Source organism: Achromobacter sp. ACM04, assembly GCF_014851465.1.
Classification (GTDB): Bacteria; Pseudomonadota; Gammaproteobacteria; order Burkholderiales; family Burkholderiaceae_B; genus Achromobacter; species Achromobacter aegrifaciens.
Map to the genome: position 1 here is coordinate 87,845 of NZ_JACUZS010000004.1, position 23,556 is coordinate 111,400.

General features: G+C 65.4%; 23 protein-coding genes. 7 read left to right on the forward strand and 16 right to left on the reverse strand.

All coding sequences use genetic code 11. From position 1 onward, the window contains the following. Positions 1-529: 529 nt before the first annotated feature. Positions 530-682, reverse strand: coding sequence for a hypothetical protein (locus tag IB259_RS22335; protein ID WP_156337471.1), 153 nt, complete (start codon positions 680-682; stop codon positions 530-532). A 232-nt stretch (positions 683-914) separates the two neighbouring features. Between IB259_RS22335 and IB259_RS22340 the strand changes: the two genes are divergently transcribed. Together IB259_RS22340 and IB259_RS22345 are read left to right on the forward strand one after the other, a co-directional pair. Continuing rightward, entirely contained in the window at positions 915-2,075 is a 1,161-nt protein-coding gene (locus IB259_RS22340) for a DUF3142 domain-containing protein (RefSeq protein ID WP_225596919.1), read from the forward strand. Next, positions 2,062-4,542 (forward strand): hypothetical protein, encoded by a 2,481-nt coding sequence (locus IB259_RS22345; RefSeq protein ID WP_192330136.1) that lies wholly within the window; start codon positions 2,062-2,064, stop codon positions 4,540-4,542. The genes IB259_RS22340 and IB259_RS22345 overlap by 14 nt, the downstream gene beginning before the upstream one ends. Here IB259_RS22345 and ribD read toward each other — a convergent pair. Continuing rightward, positions 4,539-5,690 (reverse strand): bifunctional diaminohydroxyphosphoribosylaminopyrimidine deaminase/5-amino-6-(5-phosphoribosylamino)uracil reductase RibD, encoded by a 1,152-nt coding sequence (gene ribD / locus IB259_RS22350; protein WP_370528712.1) that lies wholly within the window; start codon positions 5,688-5,690, stop codon positions 4,539-4,541. The genes IB259_RS22345 and ribD overlap by 4 nt on opposite strands. 179 nt (positions 5,691-5,869) lie before the next feature. On the opposite strand from ribD, the gene IB259_RS22355 reads away from it, so the two are divergent. Further along, positions 5,870-6,433 (forward strand): cysteine hydrolase family protein, encoded by a 564-nt coding sequence (locus IB259_RS22355; protein ID WP_054458405.1) that lies wholly within the window; start codon positions 5,870-5,872, stop codon positions 6,431-6,433. Between the two features lie 17 nt (positions 6,434-6,450). Next, a complete protein-coding gene (locus IB259_RS22360) occupies positions 6,451-7,416 on the forward strand; it encodes a GlxA family transcriptional regulator (protein ID WP_119450702.1) in 966 nt (321 codons plus the stop codon). Between the two features lie 73 nt (positions 7,417-7,489). On the opposite strand, the gene nrdR is transcribed toward IB259_RS22360, so the two are convergent. Both nrdR and glyA read right to left on the reverse strand, forming a co-directional pair. Beyond that, a complete protein-coding gene (nrdR, locus tag IB259_RS22365) occupies positions 7,490-7,969 on the reverse strand; it encodes a transcriptional regulator NrdR (protein ID WP_013391422.1) in 480 nt (159 codons plus the stop codon). Between the two features lie 205 nt (positions 7,970-8,174). Continuing rightward, the gene (glyA, locus tag IB259_RS22370) at positions 8,175-9,425 is read right to left on the reverse strand and encodes a serine hydroxymethyltransferase (RefSeq protein ID WP_054458401.1); all 1,251 of its coding nucleotides are present in this window, start codon (positions 9,423-9,425) and stop codon (positions 8,175-8,177) included. A gap of 205 nt (positions 9,426-9,630) precedes the next feature. Between glyA and IB259_RS22375 the strand changes: the two genes are divergently transcribed. Further along, positions 9,631-10,266: a LysE family translocator gene (locus IB259_RS22375; protein ID WP_054458399.1), complete on the forward strand. Its 636-nt coding sequence runs from the start codon at positions 9,631-9,633 to the stop codon at positions 10,264-10,266. Between the two features lie 63 nt (positions 10,267-10,329). Here IB259_RS22375 and IB259_RS22380 read toward each other — a convergent pair whose 3' ends face one another. Further along, positions 10,330-10,983: a YbhB/YbcL family Raf kinase inhibitor-like protein gene (locus tag IB259_RS22380; RefSeq protein WP_054458397.1), complete on the reverse strand. Its 654-nt coding sequence runs from the start codon at positions 10,981-10,983 to the stop codon at positions 10,330-10,332. Positions 10,984-11,055: 72 nt separating this feature from the next. After that, a complete protein-coding gene (gene tyrS / locus IB259_RS22385; protein WP_192330138.1) occupies positions 11,056-12,285 on the reverse strand; it encodes a tyrosine--tRNA ligase in 1,230 nt (409 codons plus the stop codon). 255 nt (positions 12,286-12,540) lie between these two features. On the opposite strand from tyrS, the gene IB259_RS22390 reads away from it, so the two are divergent. Continuing rightward, the gene (locus IB259_RS22390) at positions 12,541-13,950 is read left to right on the forward strand and encodes a M23 family metallopeptidase (RefSeq protein ID WP_054458392.1); all 1,410 of its coding nucleotides are present in this window, start codon (positions 12,541-12,543) and stop codon (positions 13,948-13,950) included. A 76-nt stretch (positions 13,951-14,026) separates the two neighbouring features. Then, positions 14,027-15,148: an anhydro-N-acetylmuramic acid kinase gene (locus tag IB259_RS22395; protein ID WP_302478837.1), complete on the forward strand. Its 1,122-nt coding sequence runs from the start codon at positions 14,027-14,029 to the stop codon at positions 15,146-15,148. 67 nt (positions 15,149-15,215) lie between these two features. Here the strand turns inward: IB259_RS22395 and erpA are convergent, their stop codons facing one another. From erpA to IB259_RS22445, 10 genes are all read right to left on the reverse strand, one after another. After that, positions 15,216-15,587: an iron-sulfur cluster insertion protein ErpA gene (gene erpA, locus IB259_RS22400; protein WP_013391415.1), complete on the reverse strand. Its 372-nt coding sequence runs from the start codon at positions 15,585-15,587 to the stop codon at positions 15,216-15,218. Between the two features lie 86 nt (positions 15,588-15,673). Further along, positions 15,674-16,420 carry a DUF6776 family protein gene (locus IB259_RS22405; RefSeq protein ID WP_054458387.1) on the reverse strand — a complete coding sequence of 249 codons (747 nt, stop codon included), beginning with the start codon at positions 16,418-16,420 and terminating at the stop codon, positions 15,674-15,676. Positions 16,421-16,464: 44 nt separating this feature from the next. Next, positions 16,465-17,529: an N-acetyl-gamma-glutamyl-phosphate reductase gene (gene argC, locus IB259_RS22410; RefSeq protein WP_054458385.1), complete on the reverse strand. Its 1,065-nt coding sequence runs from the start codon at positions 17,527-17,529 to the stop codon at positions 16,465-16,467. Between the two features lie 214 nt (positions 17,530-17,743). After that, complete coding sequence (gene rpsI, locus IB259_RS22415) at positions 17,744-18,136, reverse strand: 30S ribosomal protein S9 (RefSeq protein WP_006217310.1); 393 nt, start codon at positions 18,134-18,136, stop codon at positions 17,744-17,746. Positions 18,137-18,145: 9 nt separating this feature from the next. Continuing rightward, positions 18,146-18,574, reverse strand: a complete 429-nt coding sequence (rplM, locus tag IB259_RS22420) for a 50S ribosomal protein L13 (protein WP_013391412.1) — start codon at positions 18,572-18,574, stop codon at positions 18,146-18,148. 298 nt (positions 18,575-18,872) lie between these two features. Next, positions 18,873-19,583, reverse strand: a complete 711-nt coding sequence (locus IB259_RS22425; protein WP_054458384.1) for an ABC transporter ATP-binding protein — start codon at positions 19,581-19,583, stop codon at positions 18,873-18,875. Further along, entirely contained in the window at positions 19,580-20,368 is a 789-nt protein-coding gene (locus tag IB259_RS22430; protein ID WP_054458382.1) for an ABC transporter ATP-binding protein, read from the reverse strand. Before IB259_RS22430 ends, IB259_RS22425 begins: the two co-directional genes overlap by 4 nt. Further along, positions 20,361-21,236 carry a branched-chain amino acid ABC transporter permease gene (locus IB259_RS22435; RefSeq protein ID WP_054458380.1) on the reverse strand — a complete coding sequence of 292 codons (876 nt, stop codon included), beginning with the start codon at positions 21,234-21,236 and terminating at the stop codon, positions 20,361-20,363. Before IB259_RS22435 ends, IB259_RS22430 begins: the two co-directional genes overlap by 8 nt. Before the next feature lie 3 nt (positions 21,237-21,239). After that, positions 21,240-22,121, reverse strand: a complete 882-nt coding sequence (locus tag IB259_RS22440) for a branched-chain amino acid ABC transporter permease (RefSeq protein ID WP_054458379.1) — start codon at positions 22,119-22,121, stop codon at positions 21,240-21,242. A 169-nt stretch (positions 22,122-22,290) separates the two neighbouring features. Further along, a complete protein-coding gene (locus tag IB259_RS22445; RefSeq protein WP_054458376.1) occupies positions 22,291-23,445 on the reverse strand; it encodes an ABC transporter substrate-binding protein in 1,155 nt (384 codons plus the stop codon). Positions 23,446-23,556 lie beyond the last annotated feature (111 nt).

Consider the following 23,556-nt stretch of genomic DNA (forward strand, 5'->3'; position numbering starts at 1 on the left):
TGCACGGAAACCTCCTACAACACGCGAAAAATCCAATACGTCCCTACCTGCCCCCATTGTGCCTCAGCGCTCGCGCATTACTAGACAATCTCGCGATAAGCACTGTCGGCCGGATGGTATGTTGCTTTCGCCACACATCAACCAAAGGCATGATCAGGCCCTTTCCAGTTAGGCTGCACTCTTCGGATGCAAGTTCCGTCAGGGAATGCAACTTAAGTGAATAAGTTCACTCGTTCGACTTCAGCATATCGCTGTATGTGTGCGTGCATGGTGCATCCGCACATGAAATGCTCAGCAATGATTTGAAGGGAAGAGCGATGTCCCAGGGATTTTTATGATGCGGGCATAAACCCGATGCGCCCGCTGTGCGATGGCAGCGGACGGTCTGAACGGCGCGTAGCGTCTTCGTTCAGCAGCGTGCAGGTCCGGTTGTGAAAAGCACCGATGACGCTGCACGAGGATCCGTGGTGACGAGGGCGCGTGGCATTGCACGGTGTAGTCCATCAGTGCGTGGCGCCAAGTCATGTGCCTATGCTAAAGCCAATTGACGTTTTTGTGGCAATTCATTTAACGCAAGGCCAAAAATAGTCGTGTCGCGCGCTTTCAAATTCATGCAATAGACACGCGCTGCAACCACGCAAACCTGCGCAAACTTGATGGCATATCGATAGCGCTGGCGCATCGCGAATCGCCTGCAAGCCACGGATTACGGAGGTCTGCGCGATTGGCAGCCGCGAACGCAGAGTGCTAATACCCCTTGCGGCGGCGATAGAATCACGCATTCGAAACGCGCCGCGCATTTGGTTCGCTTCCTGTCGTCCGCCCATCGCCATCGCCACATCATAATTTTCCGATTTTTGACCCGCCGCATGAAGGTCCTCGTCAAACGCTGTCGCGCAGTGCTTTGCAGCGTCTTGCTGCTGCTTCTGGCCGCTTGCGGCAAGCAGGCGGATCTGCCGGCCGACGCCTATGTCTGGCAACGCGTCTGGACGCCGCCGGTCAGCCAGGCGCTGGCCGACAGTGCCGACGTGGTGCGGGCATGGCGCGTGCTGATGGCGGAAATGAACCCGGATGGCAGGTGGTTCACTGCTGCGCCCGATCTGGCCGCACTGGCCGCGGCCAAACGTCCCGTCATCATGGTTTTCCGCCTGGACGGTCGCGCCGATGCGCTGCCCGCCGCGGAAGTGCTTGCGCGGATCAACGCCGCGCGCGGCGCATGGGAAAGCGCGGGTATCGGCTTGGCCGGCATCGAAATCGACTACGACTGCCCAACCTCCAAGTTGCCCGCCTATGCGACGTTCCTGGAGGCCTTGAAGCAGGGCCTGGGACCGGATCTGCCTTTGTCGATAACCGCGCTGCCGACATGGCTGGGCGGCGCCGGGCTCGACGCGCTGTTGCGGATTCCCGATGAAGCCGTGTTGCAGGTCCACGCCGTGCTGAGTCCCGAACAGGGGCTGTTCAATGCCAGGCGCGCAAGCGCCTGGCTGGCGGCGTTCGCGGACCGCACCCAGCGGCCATGGCGCGTGGCGTTGGCCACCTATGGCAGCCGCGTAAGCTGGAACGACGACGGCAGCATCGCCGCGGTCGAAAGCGAACGCCCCGCCCTGCTGCCGGGCGGCCGCGCCAGCGAACTGGTGGCCACCCCGGCAGCCATGGCGGCTTTCATCGATGAGATCCACCGCGCCCGTCCGCGCGGACTGGCGGGCATCGTCTGGTTCCGCCTGCCCACCGCGCGCGACGAACGCGCCTGGAGCCTGGCCACCTGGCGCGCCGTACTGACGCGCCAGCCCCTGTCGCCGGCGCTGTCCGTCACGGCGCGCGCAGCAGGCAGCAGCGGCGCGCAAGACCTGATTCTGGCCAACGGCGGCAATGCCGACGCAGCCCTGCCCTTCGCGATCCGCTGGCAAGGCGCTTGCCGCGCGGCCGACGGCATCAATGGCTATACCCTCGAACATGATTCCAGCGGCGCCTTCCTGCGCCGCTCCCAGAATGGCCTGCTGCATGCCGGCGGCCAACGCAACATAGGCTGGATACGCTGTGAAAACGGGCCCACGAGCTTCCATGTACAACCGTAAATCGCTTGCGGCGCTGCTGCTCCTGACGGGAGCCGGTATCGTCATCGCCTGCGGGCCGGAGTTCCCCGCCCAGCTGCTCGACGACCGCGCGGCTACGCTGCGTGCGACGCCGGCCAACGCTTTCAGCTATGAAACCGCGCGCCTCGTGGACGCCAGCGATGCGCTGCGAGCCCGCGAAGCCTATGAATTGCCAGACGGCAGCTATCTGCAAAACGCCCTGCCGGAAGACCGCGATCCCGCGCTCACGCCGGCGCAGCGGACCACGGCTCGCGCCATGCGCGCGCAGGCCGATGGCGACCGGGCCTATGCGCTGGGCGCCGATTTGCCGGAAGCGGTGCGTCTTTACGCCGCGGCCGCGGTCGACACCCATGCCGCCCGCGAAGCGCCGGATACCGACCGCCTGTTGGGGCAGGCGCGCGCCCGCTACCGCGCCATTCTCCAGTTGCCGGCGCAGCAGGCCGCGCCACGCAGCGTCTGGGCCGCCTATATGCTGGCAGAAATCGGGGACGAGACAGAGTTAGCCACTGACGACGCCGAGGCGCAGCGGCAGGCCGCAGCACAAGCCTATGGCCGCGTGCGGCAACTGGCGCGCGACGGTGCGCCGGACCCGCTGGGCCTGGCCGTTGCCAGCTACGGCCAGGAGGCGCGCCTGTTCCTCGCCGGGCCGCAGGGGCAATGCAGCTATATGGAGCTGGTCAATGCCGAGCCCTGCATGGACGCCATTCCCGCGGCCTCGCTAAAGCATGCGTTGCGCCTCTATGCCGAACAGGCCGCGCGCGACTCCGCGAGCGGCAATGCATCGCTGCGCATGCTGGCCGAATGGGCCTTGGAAGATCCGGCGCGCACGCGCCGCCTGATCGACGATCCAGTCGCGCAACGCCTGCTGGTGGCCTACGCGCTGGCCAGGGTCGGCGACATCGTCGATGGCAGGCCGGACAGCGCCAGCGATCCGTACGCCGCCTACGATACGACTGGCCAGGTGGGGTTGGCCGATGCGGCGCAAGGGCATGACGTCACACCCAATCCGGCGCTGCAATCGCTGGTTGCGGCATTGGAAACCCAGGACCTGAAGCAGGTGCCGGACGCCGACCGCGTAGCCGCGCTGGCCTACCGCATCGGCCGCTACGAGCTGGCGCAGACGTTGGCCACGCGGCTGGACACGGCCTTGGCCTGGTGGGTCCGCGCCAAGCTGGCGCTGCGGCAAGGCGATACGCAGGCGGCGGCCCAGGCCTATGCCCAGGCTGCACGCGCGTTTCCGCGCGCCGACGGCAGCCTGGAGGCTGTCGGCGCGGCGCGCCTGCTGGGCGAACAAGGCGTGTTGACGCTGTCGCGCGGCCAGTATGTCGAGGCGCTGGATCAACTACTGCACGCCACCGTGAAGGACGATCCGGCCAATCCGGCCGGAGGCTTCTGGTTATCCACCCCGTACTGGAATGACGCTGCCTACGTCGCTGAGCGCGTGCTGACCACCGCCGAACTCAAGTCCTATGTGGACCGGCATGCGCCCGCCACTCCGGCGCCGGCAAGGTCCGTGCCGCGCGATCCGCAGAATTTCTACGACTGGGTAAGGCAGCATCCCATCACCGCATCCGATCGCCTGCGCCTGCTGCTGGCGCGCCGGATGGTGCGCGAAGGTTCGATCGAGCTGGCGCTGCCCTATTTCCCCGCCGATTCGGACGCCCGCTACGCCACGCTGGAAAGCGTCGACGGCAAGTGGGAAGTGCGTCTGCAGGAAACCCGCCGGCTCGCCGCGGAGTATGGCGCGGCCTTGCGCCGTGCCGGGAGCGCCTGGGGCCGCACATCACGGGCGCAAGCCTGGTACGAAGCTTCGCGGCTGGCGCGGCGCGACGGGATGGAGATCATGGGCTACGAACAGGAGCCGGATTTTGCGGTCTATGGCGGCAACACCAGTTATGGCGCGGGACGCAGCGCGGTCCCAGGCTGGAAGGCAGAGGATGACGATGCCGGAACGCCCGACACGCCGGCCTTGCGTGCCGCCGCCGCGCTGCCGGGCCCGTTTGTCACCGAAGAGGAACGCCGTCGCTATGCCGCCAGCGAAGCGCAGCCCTACACCCGCTTCCACTACCGCGAGATCGCGGCCAATCATGCGCTGCGCGCGTCCGACGAGCTGCCGCGCCGCTCGCAAGCCTACGCCGCCGTGCTGTGCCAGGGCGCCCGCTACATCATCGACGACTCCCCGGAACTGGCCGCCACGATCTACCGCCGCTATATAGAACACGGCGCGCAGGTGCCGTTCAGCGGCTCTTTCGGCCGCGAATGCGCCGCGCCCGATTTCCAGGCGGCTGCCTGGTTCCATTACACGCAGGCCGGAAAATCGTGGGAACGTCTGCGCCGCGACCATCCCGGCCTGCTGCTGGCGGCCGCGTTGTTGGCCCTGGCCGGCGGCGCCGCCACGATCCTGGCCTGGCGCTACACCGCGGCGCGCACGGGCCGGCGCCGCGCCTAAGACAGCTCAGGCAGCTCCACCCGCCGCGTCAGCTGATTCCAGGTGTCGGCCACCCGGGCGCGCACGCGCAGATCTGCGCCCACCGGCGCGGTCTCGATGAATTCATAGCGGCGGGCGCCGTCCAGGTGCTCCAGCATGGGCAGGCGGACCATGCCGGCGGCGTCGCCCAGCAGCACCGGCGCCAGGTACAGCAGCAGTTCATCCACGCAGCCCGCGGCGACCAGCGCGCCGCTCAGGCCCGCGCCGGCTTCGACGTGGACCTCGTTGAACTGTTCCTGCGCCAGCCAGCGCATCATCGCCGGCAGATCGACCCGGCCCGGCGCCTCGCCCGGCAGCAGCACCACGCGGGCGTTCCTGGCCTGCAGGCGCGCGGCCTTGGCGGCATCTTCGCGAGCCGTGAAGATGATGACCTCGGCGCCATCGAACAACCGCGCGTCCTCGGGGATTTCAAAACGGCCGTCCACTACCGCCTTGCGCGGCTGGCGGGGCGTGTCCACGCCTCTGACATTGAGCTGCGGATCGTCTTTCAGCACGGTGCCCATGCCGGTCAGCACCACGCAGGCGCGGGCGCGCCAGCGGTGTCCGTCGGCGCGAGCCTCGGGTCCGGTGATCCATTGCGAGACGCCGTTATGCAGCGCGCTGCGCCCGTCCAGCGAGGCCGCCATCTTCATCCACACCCACGGCAGGCCGCGGCTCATGCGCGAGATGAAACCCGCGTTGATGGCCAGCGCCTCCGCGCGGCAGACGCCAGTGGTCACCGCGATCCCGGCATCGCGCAGACGCGCCAGTCCCTGCCCGTTGACCAGCGGATTGGGGTCGCCGATGGCCACCACCACCCGCGCCGGCCGGGCCGCAAGCACAGCGTCCACGCAGGGCGGCGTGCGGCCGAAATGGCTGCAGGGTTCCAGGGTGACGTAAAGCGTGGCGCCTTCCACGGATTCGCCGCGCGCCTGGACGTCGCGCAAGGCGCAGACTTCCGCGTGCGGGCCGCCCGGCGGCTGCGTGGCGCCTTCGCCCAGCAGCTGTCCGCCGCGCACGATCACGCAGCCGACCCGGGGGTTGGGCGCGGTGGTGTACATGACGGTCTGCGCCAACGCCAGGGCGCGGCGCATCCAGAAAATGTCGTCGTTGTCGCTGGGAATCATCATGTCCAGGATTGTATGTCCGCCGCAGGGCGGGCAGGCGGTCCGGCAGCGGGTCCACCGGGGCAGCGGCGGCCAATGTCCGTTTTAGGCCGATGGCCGTCTTTCGCCGCACTCGCCGCCACGCCGGATTGCAGTAAAAATAGCTGCACACCCCTAAAATTCGCCCTCCAGGAGCGCGATCCATGAAACAAGCACTGATCGTCATCGACGTACAAGACTCTTTCCGGCAACGTCCGTTTTGGGATGAAGCCGAGTACCCTGCGTTCGTGGAACAGATCCAATCCCTGATCGACGCCGCCCAGGCCCGCGACATTCCGGTGCTGCAGGTGTTCCACACCAGCGTGTCGAACGACCCCGCCAACCCCTTCTCGATGGCCTCCGGCCACGTCAAGACGCTCAAGGAACTGCGCATCGAGCCCACCGCCGTGTTCCACAAGACCGTGCATTCCTCGCTCTACGCCAAAGACGCGGACGGCGCCAGCCTGCAGGACTGGCTGGTGAAGCACGGCATCGAAGGAATCATCGTCAGCGGCATCCGCACCGAACAGTGCTGCGAAACCACCTCGCGCCACGCCAGCGACGCCGGCTACAAGGTGGTGTTCCCCACGGACGCCACCCTGACCTTTGCCATGCAGAGCCCGTCCGGCCAGCATTACACGCCGGCCGAGATCCGCGACCGGACCGAGCTGGTGCTGCAAGGGCGTTTTGCCCGCATCGCACGCGCGGCCGACGCGCTGGCGGCCTGACACTGGCGGAGGGCCGCATGGTTCCAGTGTATTTCGTGCTGACGCGGGGCGTCGTGCTGCTGGACGTGGCAGGCCCCGCGGAGGCCTTCCGCGTCGCCAACAAGCTGGTTCCCGGGGCCTTCGAACAGCATTTCTGCGGCCCGTCCCGGGAAGTCGAAAGCGGCCTGCCGGGCCTGCACCTGGCTCATATCCAAGCCTTGCCGGCCAGCCTGCCGCCCGAAGCCCTGGTCATCATTTCCGGCGTGGTGGGCAAGCCCACGCGCCTGGACGACCCCGACTCGCGCGCCATCATCGACTGGCTCGCGGCCCGCCATCCGGTGGACGGCTTCACGCTGATGACGGTGTGCGCAGGCGCCCTGTTCGCCGCCGCCGCCGGCCTGACGCGGCAGCGCGACTGCACCACACACCACACTTGCCTGGAACAGCTGGCCAGCATTGACCCGAGCGCGCGGCTGCATGACAACCGCATCTTCGTCGAAGACGGCAAACTGGTCAGCAGCGCCGGCATCACGGCCGGCATCGATTTGGCTCTGCACATGGTGTCGCGCCATTGCGGCCCGCGCGTGGCCAGCGAAACCGCGCGCGACATGGTGGTCTACCAACGGCGCGCCGGCACGGATTCCACGCTGTCGCCCTGGCTGGACCATCGCAGCCACCTGCATCCAGGCGTGCACCGGGTGCAGGACGCGGTCATCCGCGACCCGGCGGCTCCCTGGTCGGCGCAATCGCTGGCGGACCAGGCACACACCAGCGCGCGCCATCTGACGCGGCTGTTCCGCGAACACGCGGGCTGCACGCCGATGGACTACCTGTATCAGATACGCGTGGCGCTGGCGCGCGACCTGCTGCGCGATACCCGGCTGGACCTGGAACGCGTGGCCGAAAAGTCGGGATTCGGCTCGGCGCAGCACATGCGCCGCGTCTGGCGCAAGTTCCAGCCGCTGACGCCCAGCCTGGCGCGTACGGCTCCCACCATGCAATGACGGCGCCGCAGCGCCGTCATTTTCCAGCTTCCATGCGGCCAGCCGACCGCGGATCGGTTGAACCTGAGCCCTGCTAGTCCTTGCGCAGCTTGCCCGGCAACAGCGGCCCTTGCATCTCGCGGATGGCTTCGACGAATTCGCCGATGTCCTCGAAGCTCTTGTAGACCGAAGCGAAGCGCACGTATGCCACCTTGTCGAGCTTGCGCAGTTCGTTCATCACGAGCTCGCCTATGTGTTCGCTGGGCACTTCACGCAGCCCGCTGGCCAGCAGCTGCTCTTCGATGCGCGCGACCGCGGCGTCCACGTCTTCCGTGCTGACGGGACGCTTGCGCAGCGCCAGGCTCAGGCTGGCGCGCAGCTTGCCGGGGTCGTAGTCGCTGCGGCTGCCATTGCGCTTGACGATGGAGGGCATGGCCAGCTCCACCCGTTCATAGGTGGTGAAACGTTTGTCACAGGACAGGCAGCGACGGCGACGGCGTATGGCGTCGCCTTCTTCGGAGACCCGGCTGTCTACGACCTGCGTTTCGGCATTGCCGCAAAATGGACACCGCATGTGTGATCCCTAAAGGCACTGAGGGGGCAATAGTTGAGCATATTGTAACGAGGCGTCCGGCCGCCAGCGCCAATACGGGCTAATCCGCCCCCGTATTTTTTACCAGGCGGCACCAGCCGCCCGAAAACAAAGGGACGGCGCCTTGCGGGGCCGTCCCTGGTAGACCGCTGCGGCCGGGCCACAGCCCGCCGCAGGGATTGCTCGCTTACTTCTTGCCGTAGACCGGCAGGCGCGAGGTCAGTTCGTTGACCTTTGCACGCACGGCGGCGATGTTGGCTTCGTCGCGCGGGTTGTCCAGCACGTCGGCGATCAGGTTGGCGGTCAGCTCGGCTTCGGCTTCGGTGAAGCCGCGCGTGGTCATGGCCGGCGTGCCCAGGCGGATGCCGCTGGTCACGAAGGGCTTTTCCGGGTCGTTCGGGATGGCGTTCTTGTTGACCGTGATGTGGGCCTGGCCCAGCACGGCTTCCGCTTCCTTGCCCGTGATGCCCTTGGAACGCAGGTCCACCAGCATGACGTGGCTTTCGGTGCGGCCGGAGACGATGCGCAGGCCGCGCTTGACCAGCGTGTCGGCCAGCACCTTGGCGTTCTTGACCACTTGCTGCGCGTAGTCCTTGAAGGCGGGTTCCAGCGCTTCCTTGAAGGCCACGGCCTTGCCGGCGATGACGTGCATCAGCGGACCGCCCTGAATGCCGGGGAAGATCGCCGAGTTGATGATCTTCTCGTGCTCGGCCTTCATCATGATGACGCCGCCGCGCGGGCCGCGCAGCGACTTGTGCGTGGTCGAGGTGACGAAGTCGGCGTGCGGAACCGGGTTGGGATAGGCGCCGCCAGCGACCAGGCCGGCGTAGTGGGCGATGTCGACCATGAACAGCGCGCCGTTTTCACGGGCGATGCGGGCCATGCGCTCGAAGTCGATGTGCAGGGCGTAGGCGGAGGCGCCAGCCACGATCAGCTTGGGCTTGTGCTCCTTGGCCAGTTGCTCGACCTGGTCATAGTTCAGGACTTCGTTTTCGTCCAGGCCGTAGGAGATGAAGTTGTACAGCTTGCCCGAGGCGTTGACCGACGCGCCGTGCGTCAGGTGGCCGCCTTCGGCCAGGCTCATGCCCAGCACGGTGTCGCCCGGCTTCAGGACGGCCATGTACACGCCCTGGTTGGCCTGCGAACCCGAGTTGGGCTGCACGTTGGCGGCTTCGGCGCCGAAGATCTGCTTCAGGCGGTCGATGGCCAGCTGCTCGACCACGTCCACGTATTCGCAACCGCCGTAGTAGCGCTTGCCCGGATAGCCTTCGGCGTACTTGTTGGTGAGCTGCGTGCCCTGGGCTTCCATGACGGCCGGGCTGGCGTAGTTCTCCGAGGCGATCAGCTCGATGTGCTGTTCCTGGCGGACGTCTTCCTTCTGGATGGCGGCCCAAACGTCCGGGTCAGCCTTGGACAAGGTGAGGTTGCGGTCAAACATGACGGGGGGTTCCTGAGGCGGTAAGAGAGGAGAAAACTGCGCCCGGGTGGGTAAACCCGGAGAATGACGGATAGTTTACCCCGTCGGACAGGATCAAATGCTCCCAAAATGCAGGGAACCCGGGCAAAATTCCCGGCATGGGCGCGAAAACCACGCCATCCTCCGCGGCCGGAAAAGCCGTCTCAATCCGACTTGAGAAACTTTCATGCAAAGCGCCACGCTCATAACCTACTCGTTAGTAGCTGCGGTCAGCGTCGTCAGCCCCGGCCCGGCCACCATGCTGGCCATCCGTAACGGCGCGGCGGGTGGATGGCGGGCCGTGCTGCCCTCCACCCTGGGTAATGTCACCGGGCTGTTCCTGCTGTCGGCCGCCGCCATGCTGGGACTGGGCGTGGTGCTGCAATCGTCCGCCATGCTGTTCATGCTGCTCAAGCTGGCCGGCGCGGCGTACCTGCTCTACATCGGCCTGCGGCACCTGCTGGGCCGCTCGAACATTGCGCCGCCCGCAGACGCCGCCGCGCTGGCGCCGCGCAGCGCCGGGCGGCTCTATTCGGAAGCCGCGCTGGTTGCAACGCTGAACCCCAAGCCCATCCTGTTCTTCACGGCGCTGTTTCCTCAGTTCCTGAACGCGGCCGAGCCCTTGCTGCCGCAGTTCTTCATCCTGACGGGCATCTTCACGGGCATGTCGCTGGTGTCGCTGCTGGCCTATGGCGCCTTGGCCCACCGCGCCCGGCGCCTGCTGCGCCAACCCCGCATCGTGACCTGGATCAACCGCCTGGTCGGCGCCATCTTCATCACTTTTGGATTGGCGCTGCTGCGGCTCAAGCGCGCCACGGGCTGAACCTTTTCGGCGATGAAAAAAGGCCGCAGTCGCAAGACTGCGGCCTTTCTGTGGCGCGGCGAATCAGGCCGAGGTGGCGCCGATCTGCTTGGGAGCCAGTTTTGGATTGAGCGTATAGGTGCCGGTCAACGACGCCTGCGCCAACACGTGCTTCTGGATCGCGCGCAGCGCGTCTTCGCCGGTGAACGAACCCTGCAGGTTCAGCGTGGGCACGTCCAGCGCATACAGGGTGAAGACGTAGCGGTGCGGGATGGCGTCGTTCCAGGGCGGGCACGGGCCGTCATAGCCGAAGTAGTCGCCGCTCATGTCGTGATCGTTGGCGAACCATGACGAGTACGAGTTGATGCCCTGGCGCGCATCCATCGGCGCCAGCGGGCCGCCCTTGCCGCGCGGCGTGATGCCGCTGGAGAAGGCGCCTTCCTCGATGTCGCGCAGGTCGGCCGGCAGATCGACCAGCACCCAGTGGAAGAAGTCCACGCGGGGCAGGCTGGCCGGCACCTCGCGGCCTTCCTGGTTGACGTCGTCGGGTTCGGAGGGCACATCGGGATCATGGCAGATCAAGGCGAACGACTGCGTGCCCGCCGGAACTTCGTCCCAGGAGAACTGCGGGTTGAAGTTGTCTGCCAGCGCGACGTGCGATTGCGCATCGATCCTGCCGAAGGCGTAGCGTTCGGGAATCGACTCGTTATCGGAAAAGGACAAACTCGAAAGTTTCATGTCGTGCTCCTTGATGTGCCGCAAAGGCCCCACTGCCCCTGTCTGTACCCTCAGCGTATCAAAACTTCGCAATCATGGGTTCAAGTTAACACGCGCAAATTTGCGCTTGCCCACCTGAACGACGTAAGTCCCCGCCGGCAATTGCAACGATTTGTCTTCCACGCGGTCGCCATTGACGCGCACGCCGCCTTGCTCCACGTTGCGCTGCGCTTCCGAACCGGAGGCCACCAGGCCGGCTTCGCGCAGCAGCTTGAGGATGCCCACCGGCGCGCCGCCGATGTTCACTTCGGGGATGTCGTCGGGGATCGCGCCGTCGCGGAAACGGGCTTCGAACGAGGCCAGCGCCTCATCGGCAGCCTTGGCGGAATGGAAGCGCGCGATGATTTCCTGGGCCAGCATGACCTTGGCGTCGCGCGGGTTGCGGCCGCCATCGATCTCCTGCTTGAGCGCCGCGATCTCTTCCAGAGAGCGGAACGACAGCAGCTCGAAGTAGCGCCACATCAGCGTGTCGGAAATCGACATGAGCTTGCCGAACATCGAATCGGGCGACTCCGAAATGCCGATGTAGTTGCCCTTGGACTTGGACATCTTCTCTACGCCATCTGTCCCGACCAGCAGCGGCATCGTCAAGATGCACTGCGGCTCCTGTCCATACTCTTTTTGCAGCTCGCGCCCGACCAGCAGGTTGAACTTCTGATCGGTGCCCCCCAGCTCCAGATCGGACTTCAGCGCCACCGAGTCATAGCCCTGCATCAGCGGATACAGGAATTCATGGACCGAGATCGGGATGCCGCCCTTGAAGCGCTTGGTGAAGTCCTCGCGCTCCATCATGCGCGCGACCGTGTAGCGCGACGCGAGCTGGATCATGCCGCGCGCGCCCAGCGGATCGCACCACTCGGAGTTGTAGCGGATCTCGGTGCGCGCCGGATCCAGCACCAGGCTGGCCTGGGCGTAATAGGTCTTGGCGTTGGCCTCGATCTGTTCACGCGTGAGCGGCGGGCGCGTGTTGTTGCGGCCGCTGGGATCGCCGATGGTGGAGGTGAAATCGCCGATCAGGAAGATGACGTTGTGGCCCATGTCCTGCAGCTGGCGCATCTTGTTCAGCACCACCGTGTGACCCAGGTGGATGTCCGGCGCGGTCGGATCCAACCCCAATTTGATGCGCAGAGGCACGCCCGTGGCGCGGCTCCTGGCCAGCTTGCGGGCGAATTCGGACTCGACCAGCAACTCATCGCAACCGCGCTTCGCTATACGCAGGTCTGCTTCGACTTCGGGGGTAATCGGGGCTTCTGAGGGTGACATGGCAGGGGGACCAACTCGGCTTCAGCCGATAAAAAGGTGTAAAAAGTGACGAAAACTATCGAAAATTCTAGCCGAATCAGCTAGGATACCGCCCTAATCATACGCAATTGCCATCTATACGCAGTTGTGGTCCGGTTTACACCCCGTTGTTCACAAGATGCGCCCCGCGCCAGCCCTTGCCCCGAAATGTGCGCGCGAGGGCCGTTCGTGTCACGCACCCTGCGAGCTCAAGCCACCTGAGAGGGTATCTTCACGATGAATCGTGGCCTCCACGAAATGGCGAGTAGCATCAAACGCAAAGTTGCTGCCGTGTTTGCGCCCGGCGAGCCCAAGCCCCAGCGCTCGGGACTTTTCCGCCGCACTCTCCTCGTCACCGCAATTGGTCTGTTCGCTGGCGCCGCCGCCCTCGGCATGGTGCAGCAACCCGACCGCACTGAACTCCCCCCTTCGCGCATCATCAGCAGCGTCCTGCCGCTAAGCGCCGAGCAAGTCGAAGTCAGCACTCCCAGTGCCGCTCCCTATATCAGCGAAACCCGGATCCGCGCCGGCGACACGCTGGCCGCGGTGCTGCAACGCCTGGAACTCGACGCGCCCAGCCTGCAGACCTTCCTGACGCACGAAGCCAGCGCCCGCAGCATCTACAAGCTGTACCCGGGCCGCTCGGTGCAGGCCGCGACGGACGAAGCCGGCAACCTGATCTGGCTGCGTTACATCCACACCCCCGGCAACGAGACGGACGGCCAGGTCGTGACGCGCATGCTGCACGTCGCGCCGGCAGGCGACAGCTACAAGGCCGAGGAAATCACCGAAAGCACCGAACGCCAGACCCGCGTCGCCGTGGGCACGATCCGTTCGTCGCTGTTCGGCGCCACCGACGCCGCCGGCATCCCGGACTCGGTCACCATGCAGATGGCCGACATCCTCAGCGCCAAGATCGACTTCTTGCGCGACCTGCGCCAGGGCGACAAATTCCGCGTGGTCTACGAAGTGCGTTCGCACGACGGCCGCTACGCCGGCGCCGGCCGAGTGCTGGCGCTGGAATTCATCAACGGCGACAAGACCTACAACGCCGTCTGGTTCAGCCCCGACGAAAAGAGCGGTTCGTACTACGACTTCGACGGCACCAGCCTGCGCGGCGCGTTCCTGCGCACCGCCCTGAAATTCAGCCGCATCAGCTCCACCTTTGGCATGCGCATGCACCCCATCCACAAGACCTGGACGGGACACAAGGGCGTGGACTACGCGGCGCCTTCCGGCACGCCGATCCACTCTACCGCTGACGGCACGGTGGAATTCTCCGGCTGGCAGAACGGCTACGGCAACGTCGTCATCGTCAAGCACCACGGCAAGTATTCGACGCTGTACGCCCACCAGAGCCGCATCGCCGAAGGCATCACCAAGGGTTCGAAGATCTCGCAAGGCCAGTTGCTGGGCTATGTCGGCGCCACCGGCTGGGCCACCGGCCCGCACCTGCACTATGAATTCCGCGTGGACAACCAGCCGATCGATCCGCTGTCGGTGGACCTGCCGGTCGCCCGCAGCCTGGAACCCGCCGAAGTCCGCGCCTTCAACCAGGCCGTGGCTCCGTACAAGGCGCAGATCCAGCTGCTGACCGAGTTCCAGCAGACCCTGCCCGACGCGCTGACCAACGTGGCCAGCCGCTAAAGCCGGCCTAACGTCCCCGTCAAAGGCGGCCCCGCACTCTCAGTTGCGCGGCCGCTTTTTCTTTTTCGAGGCTCTCGTGAATCCTTCCACAACTAACGCTCAGCTCTATATCGGACTGATGTCAGGCACCAGCGTGGACGGCGTGGACGGCGTGCTGGTGCGCCTGGGCGACGGCGCGGCGCCAGCCGTGCTCGCCAGCGCCAGCCTGCCCATGCCTGCGGACCTGCGGCGCGAACTGCTGGCCCTGAATCAATTCGGCGACGACGAGCTGGCCCGCGCCGCGCTGGCCGCCAACGCCCTCGCCCGCCTGTATGCCCAGGCCGTGGCGGCCCTGTTGCAGCAGGCCGGCGTCGCGGCCGGCGACGTGACCGCCATCGGCGCCCACGGCCAGACGGTCCGGCACCGGCCCGACCTGGGCTACACCGTGCAACTCAATGCCCCCGCCGTGCTGGCGGAACTGGCCGGCATCGACGTGGTGGCGGATTTCCGCAGCCGCGACGTGGCCGCGGGCGGCCAGGGTGCGCCGCTGGTGCCGCCCTTCCACGCTGCCATCTTCGGCGCGCCGCAAGGCCGCGCCGTCCTCAACCTGGGCGGCATCGCCAACGTGACGCTGCTGGAGCCGGGGCATGCGCCCCGCGGCTTCGACACGGGACCCGCCAACGTCCTGCTGGATGGCTGGTGCCAGCGTCACCTGGGTCGGCCTTATGACGCGGATGGCCGCTGGGCCGCGACCGGCCAGGTGCTGGCGCCGCTGCTGGAACAAATGCTGGCCAGCGAACCCTGGTTCGCCCTGCCCCCGCCCAAGTCCACCGGGCGCGACCTGTTCAACATGCAATGGCTGGACGACCGCCTGGCCGCGTTCGACGGCCCCAAGCCTGCGCCGCAAGACGTGCAGGCCACGCTGCAACGCCTGACCGCGCGCACGGTCGCCAATGCCGTCGATGCGGCCGCGGCGGGCACGCAGGAAGTCTTCGTCTGTGGCGGCGGCGCGCGCAATCCGGGCCTGATGCGTGAGCTGGCCTACTGCCTGCAGCGGCCCGTGCACGCCACCGATGCGCTGGGCGTGCCGGCGCAGGAAGTCGAGGCCCTGGCGTTCGCCTGGCTGGCGCAGGCCTTCGTGCAGCGCAGGCCGGCGGGCCTGCCCGCCGTCACCGGCGCGCGTGGCCCGCGCATCCTGGGCGCGCTCTATCCCGCCTGAAAACCGCACGCCCATGCAAAAAGCCCTTCGGCGCGCCGAAGGGCTTTTACTTTTCCTGCCTGGGTGATTACACCGAGAACGAGGAACCGCAGCCGCAGGTGGTGCTGGCGTTGGGATTGCGGATGACGAACTGCGCGCCTTCCAGGTCTTCCTTGTAGTCGATCTCTGCGCCGACCAGGTACTGGAAGCTCATCGGATCCACCAACAGTTGCACGCCAGCCTTGTCCAGCACGGTGTCATCATCGTTCACGACTTCGTCGAAGGTGAAGCCGTACTGGAAACCCGAACAGCCTCCGCCCTGCACGAAAACGCGCAGCTTCAGCTCAGGATTGCCTTCTTCGGCCAACAGATCCTTCACTTTGGCCGCGGCCGAGTCGGTAAACACCAGGGGAGCAGGCGGGGCGGCCTGCAGGTCGACGGTTTCGGTCACTGCATTCATGGTTCACTCCTGGCCGGTTCGGCCATATTTCGGTGAGCGGCAACGGCGCTCGCATAGTGTCACTATAGCGCAGGGCTTGCGCAGACTCAAAGTTCGAGCTTGACGCTTCTTGACGCCCGGACCGTGTCGCCCTCCAGGACGCTGACGGTCACGCTTTCGGGGACAAATCCGTCGGGCAGCGCCAGGATGCCCTGGCTGCGCTGATACTGGTCGAACTGCAGGGCCAGCGGCGAGGTCGGCGTGCTGTCTCCAGGAATGGCGACGGAGCCGGATTCGGCCTTGACCTGCATGGGCGCCAGATCCACCTTCACGGTCTCGCCCTTCAGGATGCCGGTGGCCTGGAAACGCAAAGCGCCCGAAAACGGAGACCCGCCATTGCGGCCGCTGCGCATCAGCAGGACCTTGTAGCGCAGGCCGCCGCCGCTGCGGTCGATCTCGACGCCGCGGATGTCCACCGAACCCTCGGGGCCCGGCGGCAACAGCTGCTCATAGAACGCCAGTTGATCGCGGACCCGGCCGACCTCGGCCTGGACCGTGCGCAGCTGCGTTTCCAGTTCCTGGCGCGCGGCGCGTTCGATGACCAGTTCGCCGTCGGCGGTGTCCAGTTGGCCCTGCGTGTAACGCAGCTGGGTCGACTGCTGACGCATGGCCTCTTCCTGGACCTCGGCCTGCCGGGCGCTGATCACCACGGCATCCTGCGGCCGGTAGAGCTTGCGAGCGTAGAAAAAACTGGCGGAACCGCCCAGCAGCACGCCGATCAGCAGGCCCACGAATACGCGCGCCAATCCGCCGGCGGAGCGAGGCTGGGGCGTGGTAGAGGAATCGGCGGGCATAAAGAGCGGCGGCTTGCGGCCTTACGGCCGCAAGCCTGCGTACATCAAGGCAGGATCGCGACCTGGTCCAGGCCGGTCGATTCAGGGATGCCGAACATCAGGTTCATGTTCTGCACGGCCTGACCAGCGGCGCCCTTGACCAGGTTGTCCTGGATCACCAGGACGATCAGTTGGTCGCCATTGCCGGGGCGGCTGAGCGCGATGCGCAGGTTGTTGGAAGCGCGCACCGAACGGGTTTCCGGCAGGCTGCCGGCGGGCATCACGTCGACGAAGGGTTCGTCGGCGTAGCGCTGTTCGAACAGGGCCTGGAAGTCGGTATCGCGGGCCTCGGGCAGGATGCGCGCGTAGATGGTGGAGAACATGCCGCGGATCATCGGCACCAGATGCGGCACGAAGGTCAGGCCAACCTTGCCGCCAGCGATCTTTTCCAGCTGCGCGACGATTTCCGGGTGATGGCGGTGGCCAGCCACGCCGTAGGCCTTGAAGTTGTCGGAGGCTTCGGAGAAGAGCGAGCCCACTTCCGCCTTGCGGCCAGCGCCCGAGACGCCCGACTTGCAGTCGGCGATCAGGGTTTGCGCATCGATCAGCTTCTTGCCGCCTTCGAGCAGCGGGGCCAGGCCCAGCAGCACGGTGGTGGGATAGCAGCCGGGGTTGCCGATGACGCGGGCCTTGGAGATGGCCTCGCGGTTCAGCTCCACCAGGCCATACTGGGACTCGGCCAGGATGTCCGGGCAGGTATGGGGAATCTTGTACCAGCGTTCGAACGTGGGGATGTCCTGCAGGCGGAAGTCCGCGGCCAGGTCGATGACCTTGGTGCCGGCATTGATGAGTTCCTGGGCCTGGGCCATGGCAACGCCGTGGGGCGTCGCGAAGAACACGACGTCGCAATCCGTCAGCGTGGCCTTTTCCGGCGCGGAGAAAGCGATATTCACGCGGCCGCGCAGGTTCGGATACATGTCAGCCACCGGCAGCCCGTCTTCCTTGCGGGACGTGATGGCGGTCAATTCCACATTGGGATGCTGCGACAGCAAGCGCAGCAGCTCGACGCCGGTGTAACCGGTGCCGCCGACGATACCAACCTTGATGCGGGTGTTCGATGCTTGGGCCATGATGTGTGCTCTTCGTAGAACGAGGATCGATTGTATCGCTCGGGAAAGCGGGTGTTGCGGCTAAGAGCCCGAAATGGCACCGCAGTCCTTTTTTCCGACCGGAGGGAATGCGCGGAGTTCCGCGCGGGACGTACAACGGCCGGACCGCATCCGGCGCTGGAACAAACAGTGCGAAAAAAAGCCCGCCGAAGCGGGCTTTTCTTGCAGCAGCGTATTAACGCTTGCTGAACTGCTTGCGCCGACGTGCCTTGCGGAAGCCGACCTTCTTGCGTTCGACTTCGCGGGCATCGCGGGTGACAAAGCCAGCTTGCGACAGTGCGGGCTTCAGGGTCGCGTCGTAGTCGATCAGGGCACGCGTGATGCCGTGACGGACTGCGCCGGCCTGGCCGGTTTCACCGCCACCGTGCACGTTGACCTTGATGTCGAACGATTCCAGGTGGCCGGTCAGTTCCAGCGGCTGGCGCACGATCATGCGGCCGGTTTCGCGGGCGAAAAAGTCGTCGACGGGCTTGCCGTTGACAACGATCTTACCCGTGCCCTTCTTGATGAAAACGCGAGCCACCGAGGTTTTGCGACGGCCGGTTCCGTAATTCCAGTTACCGATCATGGCGTTTCCTTAGATATCCAGCGTCTTGGGCTGCTGGGCGGTGTGCGGGTGCTCGGCACCGGCGTACACCTTCAGTTTCTTGATCATGGCGTAGCCCAGAGGACCCTTGGGCAGCATGCCCTTGACAGCCTTCTGGATGGCGCGGCCGGGAAAACGCTCTTGCATCTTCTCGAAGTTCGTTTCACGGATACCGCCCGGGTACGTCGTGTGGCGGAAGTACTTCTTGTCCTTCGCCTTGGCGCCCGTAACAACGATATCGGCAGCGTTGACGATGACGATGTAGTCACCGGTATCAACGTGCGGCGTGAATTCAGGTTTGTGCTTGCCACGCAGACGACGTGCGACTTCGCTGGCCACACGACCGAGGACTTTGCCCTTGGCGTCGATCACAAACCAGTCACGTTGGACTTCATGCGGCTTGGCCACAAAGGTCTTCATGATGGTTCCTAAGAATAAAAATTTTCCTGGCTGGACCATCCAGCCAGTTTTTTTCCCCGAACTAGACCGAAATCCCAGAAAGAACCCGTCGGGTTTTCCAAATATTCAGTCGATATCAGCGTCTTGCCTAAGCGTTATTACCCGCCCGTGCATTAGCCAAAATGAGGGAAAGCCTGCGATTCTAACACAGCTGCTCAAAAAGTGGGCAACTTAATCCGCGTTGGAAATACGCCGACGGCGCCCTGAGGCGCCGCCGGCACATCCAAACAATCAGGGACGCACGCCCTGGAGCGCCCGTTCAGGCGCCCAGGTAGGCTTCCAGCACGCGCGGATGGCCCAGCAGTTCGCGGCCGGTGCCGGTCAGCGCCATGGCGCCGTTCTCCAGCACGTAGCCGTGCTGGGCGATCTTCAGCGCCTGGCGCACGTTCTGCTCGACCAGGAACAGGGTCAGGCCGTCGGCGTTGATCGCGCGCAGGGAGCGGAAGATTTCCTGCACCACGATGGGCGCCAGGCCCATCGAGGGTTCGTCCAGCAGCAGCAGGCGCGGCTTGGCCATCAGGGCCCGGCCGATGGCCAGCATCTGCTGTTCGCCGCCGGACAGGTTGCCGGCGATGCCGGTGATCCGTTCCTTCAGGCGCGGGAACAGGTTGAACACGTATTCCAGGTCCGAGTCGACGTTCTTCAGGCCGCGGCGGTAGGCGCCCAGCTCCAGGTTTTCGAGCACGGTCATGGTGGTGAGGATGGCCCGCCCTTCCGGCACCTGGACGATACCGCGCGCCACCAACTGGTGCGGTGGCAGGTTGGTGATGTCCTCGCCTTCGAAAGTGATCTTGCCGCGCGCCTTGGGCAGCAGGCCCGACAGCGCCAGCAGCGTGGTCGACTTGCCGGCGCCGTTGGCGCCGACCAGGGCGGTGATTTCCTTGGCGTTCAGGTCCAGGTCGATGCCGCGGACGGCTTCGATGTGGCCGTAATTGACCTCGAGTCCGCGGACTTCCAGCATGGCGCTCATTTGGCGGCCTCCGCTTGTTCGGTGTCTTCGTCGTCTTCGCGGCCCAGATAGGCTTCGATGACCTGTTCGTTGTTGCGGATCTCGTCGGGTCCGCCGCAAGCGATGATCTTGCCGAAGTTCAGCACCGCGATGCGCTCGCACAAGCCCATGACGAAGCGCATGTCGTGCTCGATCATGAGGATGGTGTAGCCGCGGTCGCGGATCGCCAGGATCTCGCGCATGAGTTCGGCGCGCTCGCCGGTGTTCATGCCGGCGACCGGCTCGTCCAGCAGCAGCAGCTTGGGCTCGGTGGCCAGCGCGCGCGCCAGCTCCAGGCGGCGCTGTTCGCCGTAGGACAGGTTATCCGCCAGGTCGTTGGCCTTGTGGTCCAGGCGCATCCAGGTGAGCAGTTCGTGCGCGCGCTCGCGGGCGCGCTTTTCGTGCTCGCGGTAACCCGGCAGGCCCAGCAGCAGGCTGGGGAAGCCGTAGTTCATGTGGCGATAAGCGCCCACCACCACGTTCTCCAGCAGCGTCATCTCTTTGAAGAGACGGATGTTCTGGAAGGTGCGGGCGATGCCCATGCGCGTGATGCGGTGCGGCTTCTTGTCCAGCACGCTCTGGCCGTTGAACGTGATGGTGCCGCCGCTGGGCGGCAACAGGCCGGTGATGAGGTTGAAGACCGTGGTCTTGCCGGCGCCGTTGGGGCCGATCAGGCCGAAGATGGCGCCTTCGGGAACCGACAGGCTGACGTCATGCAGCACATGCAGGCCGCCGAAGCTCTTGGAGACGGAAGAAAGCTCAAGCATGGCGCTTGCCTCCCTGGCGTCCTTGGCGCATCCAGCGCTTGAAGCGCGCCGGATCCCAGATGCCTTGCGGCAGGAACAACACAATCACCACCAGAATCACTCCATTCGCGACCAGGCGCAGATCGGCAAAACCGCGCAGCATTTCGGGCAGCACGGTAATGATGAAGCTGCCCAGCACGGGACCGGCCAGGCCGCCGATGCCGCCCAGGATCGCCATGGTCAGGATTTCCACGCCACGGTCGAAACCGTATTCGTTGGGGCCGATGAAGAAGGTCAGGTGCGCGTTCAGGGCGCCGGCCAGACCCGCGATCATCGCGCCGGCCACGAAGGCCAGCATCTTGTTGGCGCGCACGTCGATGCCCATCAGGCCGGCCGCGGTTTCGTCGCCGCGGATGGCGTCGAACGAGCGTCCGATCTTGGAGGCGCGCACGCGCCACAGCACGAACAGCACGATGACGACCGACAGCACCACATGCCACCACTGTGTCAGCTGCGGGATGCCGTTAAGGCCCAGCGCGCCGCCGGTGATGGACTCGGTGTTGAGGATGGTCACGCGAACCACTTCGCCAAAGCCCAGCGTGGCCATGGCGAGATAGACCCCGGACAGCCGCAAGGTCGGCAAGCCGATCAGCGCCGCCACCAGCGCGGGCGCGGCCATGCCGCCGGCCAGCGCGACCGAGAACGGCGCGTCGTAGTTCATGGTGAGCAGCGCGGCGGTGTACGCCCCGATACCCATGAAGGCTGCGTTGGCCATGGCCAGCATGCCGCAAGCCAGGGTCAGCCAGATGGAGAGGGCCAGCAAGGCGTTGGTGCCCAGCGTGAGCACCAGGTTGCCGTAAATGGCCCAGAAGTTTTCGAATCCGCTCATTCTTTAAGCCTTGCGTTGAACCACTTTGCCGAACAGACCTTGCGGGCGCACCAGCAGGATCAGGAACAGCAGGCCGAAAGCCACCGCATCGCGCATGGTGGAGCCGATGTAGGCCACCGACAGCACCTCGGCAAAGCCCAGGAACAGGCCGCCCAGCATGGCGCCGCGGATGTCGCCCATGCCGCCCAGGATGATGACCGCGATGCCCTTGTGCAGCATCGGCTGGCCCATCAGGGGGAACAGCGCGTTGGAGTACAGGCCGATCAGCACGCCGGCCACGCCGCCCAGGGCAGCCGCGGCGAACGAGGTGGTGACGAACAGTTTTTCGACGTTGATGCCCAGCAGCCAAGCGGCCTTGGGCGATTCGGCGATGGCGCGCAGGGCGCGGCCGAATTGCGTGCGGCGCATGACGTACATCAGCACGGCCATCAGCGCGAAGGACAGGAAGATGATGCCCAGTTCAATGACGGTCAGGTGCAGGCCGGCGACCTCGATCACTTCCTCGGGCACGGTGCCGTGCGGGAAACGCAGGTTGCTTGCGCCGAAGATGCCCTGGGCGGTGTTGTTCAGGATGATGCCCACGCCGATGGTGGCGATCATGGGGATCAGGTGGGGCGCGTTGCGCTTGCGCAGCGGCTTGAGCACCAGGTAGTCGATGATGACTCCGGTGAAGCCGGCGACGAAGAACGCTGCCATCAGTCCCGCCCAAAGGGGCAGGCTGAATTGCTGCACGACGAACAGTGCCGCGTAGGCGCCAACCATGAAGACGGCGCCATGCGCCAGGTTGATCACCCCGAGCACGCCGAAGATCAGCGTGAAGCCCAGCGCGAACAGTGCATACACACAGCCCAGCGACAAGGCATTGACGAATTGTTGTTCGAACATGATGGGACTTTCCAAAGCTGTGAGGGCCCCATGCAGCGCCCACTGCATGGCCTTGAGCCTCCCGGCGGGGAGGCATTTCTTTTAGGGTGACGGCCCTGCGATAAAAAGCGCCTTGCGAGCGGCCGCGCCGCCCGCAAGGCGCATCCCCCCGCGCGGGGATGCGCAGCGCTTACTTTTCGATGACGTACTTGCCGTCCTTCGTCACGCTGACGATGGGAGCCTGGTCGGCATCGTAGCCGGCGGGCTTGCCGGCGCGGTCGTTGGCCTGACGGAACTTGAACGGGCCAGTGGCGCCGGTCCAGGTGACCGCGGGCAGCGCGTCGCGCAGGGCTGCGCGATCCTTGGGCAGGTCGCCCGAGATCTTGACGTTCTTCAGCGCCTGGGCGGCGATGTACATGGCGTCATACGACTGGGCCGCGAACTGGTCCGGCGCGCCATTGAACTTGGCCTTGTAGGCGTCGATGAACTTGACGTTCTCGGGAGCCTTGTTCTCGATCGACCAGGGGCTGCCGATCCACAGATTGTTCGACGCGCCGCCAGGGGCCAGGTCGAAAATCTTGACCGAGTTCATGCCGTTGCCGCCGATGACGGGCACGTTCAGGCCCAGTTGGCGGGCCTGCACCATGATCGGGGCGCCTTCGGCCAGCAGTGCGGACAGCACGATGGCGTCGGGGTTGGTGCCCTTGATCTTGGTCAGCTGGGCCTTGAAGTCCACGTCGCCCTTGGCGAACGTTTCGGTCGTCGTGACCGGGATCTTCTGGTCTTCCAGGGCCTTCTTGAAGTTGTCGTAGCCGCTCTTGGTGAAGACGTCGTCGTTACCGTAGAGCACCGCCACGTTCTTCAGGCCGGTCTTGGCCTTGACGGTGGCGATGGTGGCCGGCAGCACGTCGGCTTCGGTGACCGAGTTGCGGAACACGTAGTTGCCGATGGAGGTGATGCCGTCAGCAGTATTGGAGGTGCCGAAGGCGACCGTCTTGGCGGCCTGGGCGATCGGGTCGGCGGCCTGGGCCGAGTTGGACAGCGTCGGGCCGAAGACCATCAGGACGTTGTCCTTGAAGATCAGCTTCTTGAAGACGTTGATCGCTTCTTCTTTCTTGCCTTGTTCGTCCTCGACCACGAGCACGATCTTGTTGCCGTTGATGCCGCCGGCGGCGTTGATTTCATCAGCGGCCAGCTGGAAACCGTTGCGGATCGACACGCCGTACTGGGCGGCGCCGCCCGACAGGGCTTCGGCCACGCCGATCTTGATGTCGGCTGCATGGGCAGCCGGGACGATACCGGCAGCGATCAGCGCGGCCAGCAGCTTCTTGGTCTTGGATTGCATGGTTGTTACCACCTTAAAGTCTGTCTCGGAATATTGGTAATCCGGGCTGATGTAATCCTGCCGGATTGACGTCGGATGCCGCCTAAAGACGCCATGTTTGCGCGTCAAGAC

Excerpts from the sequence above, each read along its gene's own strand:
- argC (WP_054458385.1), bottom strand. The coding sequence starts at position 17,529 with ATGGCCCAAGCATCGAACACCCGCATCAAGGTTGGTATCGTCGGCGGC.
- glyA (WP_054458401.1), bottom strand. The coding sequence starts at position 9,425 with ATGTTTGACCGCAACCTCACCTTGTCCAAGGCTGACCCGGACGTTTGG.
- IB259_RS22430 (WP_054458382.1), bottom strand. The coding sequence starts at position 20,368 with ATGCTTGAGCTTTCTTCCGTCTCCAAGAGCTTCGGCGGCCTGCATGTG.
- IB259_RS22355 (WP_054458405.1), top strand. The coding sequence starts at position 5,870 with ATGAAACAAGCACTGATCGTCATCGACGTACAAGACTCTTTCCGGCAA.
- erpA (WP_013391415.1), bottom strand. The coding sequence starts at position 15,587 with ATGAATGCAGTGACCGAAACCGTCGACCTGCAGGCCGCCCCGCCTGCT.
- IB259_RS22390 (WP_054458392.1), top strand. The coding sequence starts at position 12,541 with ATGAATCGTGGCCTCCACGAAATGGCGAGTAGCATCAAACGCAAAGTT.
- IB259_RS22375 (WP_054458399.1), top strand. The coding sequence starts at position 9,631 with ATGCAAAGCGCCACGCTCATAACCTACTCGTTAGTAGCTGCGGTCAGC.
- IB259_RS22405 (WP_054458387.1), bottom strand. The coding sequence starts at position 16,420 with ATGCCCGCCGATTCCTCTACCACGCCCCAGCCTCGCTCCGCCGGCGGA.
- IB259_RS22360 (WP_119450702.1), top strand. The coding sequence starts at position 6,451 with ATGGTTCCAGTGTATTTCGTGCTGACGCGGGGCGTCGTGCTGCTGGAC.
- rplM (WP_013391412.1), bottom strand. The coding sequence starts at position 18,574 with ATGAAGACCTTTGTGGCCAAGCCGCATGAAGTCCAACGTGACTGGTTT.
- tyrS (WP_192330138.1), bottom strand. The coding sequence starts at position 12,285 with ATGTCACCCTCAGAAGCCCCGATTACCCCCGAAGTCGAAGCAGACCTG.
- IB259_RS22445 (WP_054458376.1), bottom strand. The coding sequence starts at position 23,445 with ATGCAATCCAAGACCAAGAAGCTGCTGGCCGCGCTGATCGCTGCCGGT.
- IB259_RS22380 (WP_054458397.1), bottom strand. The coding sequence starts at position 10,983 with ATGAAACTTTCGAGTTTGTCCTTTTCCGATAACGAGTCGATTCCCGAA.
- rpsI (WP_006217310.1), bottom strand. The coding sequence starts at position 18,136 with ATGATCGGTAACTGGAATTACGGAACCGGCCGTCGCAAAACCTCGGTG.
- ribD (WP_370528712.1), bottom strand. The coding sequence starts at position 5,690 with ATGATGATTCCCAGCGACAACGACGACATTTTCTGGATGCGCCGCGCC.
- IB259_RS22425 (WP_054458384.1), bottom strand. The coding sequence starts at position 19,583 with ATGAGCGCCATGCTGGAAGTCCGCGGACTCGAGGTCAATTACGGCCAC.
- IB259_RS22345 (WP_192330136.1), top strand. The coding sequence starts at position 2,062 with ATGTACAACCGTAAATCGCTTGCGGCGCTGCTGCTCCTGACGGGAGCC.
- IB259_RS22435 (WP_054458380.1), bottom strand. The coding sequence starts at position 21,236 with ATGAGCGGATTCGAAAACTTCTGGGCCATTTACGGCAACCTGGTGCTC.
- IB259_RS22440 (WP_054458379.1), bottom strand. The coding sequence starts at position 22,121 with ATGTTCGAACAACAATTCGTCAATGCCTTGTCGCTGGGCTGTGTGTAT.
- IB259_RS22335 (WP_156337471.1), bottom strand. The coding sequence starts at position 682 with ATGCGCCAGCGCTATCGATATGCCATCAAGTTTGCGCAGGTTTGCGTG.
- nrdR (WP_013391422.1), bottom strand. The coding sequence starts at position 7,969 with ATGCGGTGTCCATTTTGCGGCAATGCCGAAACGCAGGTCGTAGACAGC.